Here is a 369-nt window from a genome sequence, read left to right on the forward strand (position 1 = left end):
TAGGGTGAAGATGCCCAGCCGCTGCCCGGGTTGAGGATCCGCAACACCCTGCACCGCACGCAACGAGCCCAGGTCCTTCATGCCGAGCAGGCGCATGCCGCGATTGCGCAGCGCCATCAGCCCATCGAACCAGCCGGGAATGGTCGCGGCCATATCGCGATAGGCCCGCAAGGCCGAGCGTCCATCACGATGGGTCGTTGCCTGGCAGGCATGCACGAAGTCGGCGCCGGCCAGCTGTGGGCGCAGGACACTGCCCGCGCTTGGCGGGCCGGTCACCACCTGCGCAGTGCTCACGGCTTCGGCCCCTGCCCCTCGTTGTCTTACCAATGCAGGATGCGGCTGGTTACGAAGCGGTAAACCGGGTTGCCG

Annotated in this window: 1 protein-coding gene; it reads right to left on the reverse strand. The window is 67.2% G+C overall.

Annotated features, from left to right (window positions below; translation table 11 throughout):
- Positions 1-294 (reverse strand): DUF2867 domain-containing protein (locus EN850_RS34265; RefSeq protein ID WP_136092988.1); only part of this gene is annotated, 294 nt, incomplete at its 3' end.
- Positions 295-369: the final 75 nt, after the last annotated feature.

The organism is Mesorhizobium sp. M8A.F.Ca.ET.207.01.1.1 (genome assembly GCF_004794715.1).
In the GTDB taxonomy this organism is placed as follows: Bacteria; Pseudomonadota; Alphaproteobacteria; order Rhizobiales; family Rhizobiaceae; genus Mesorhizobium.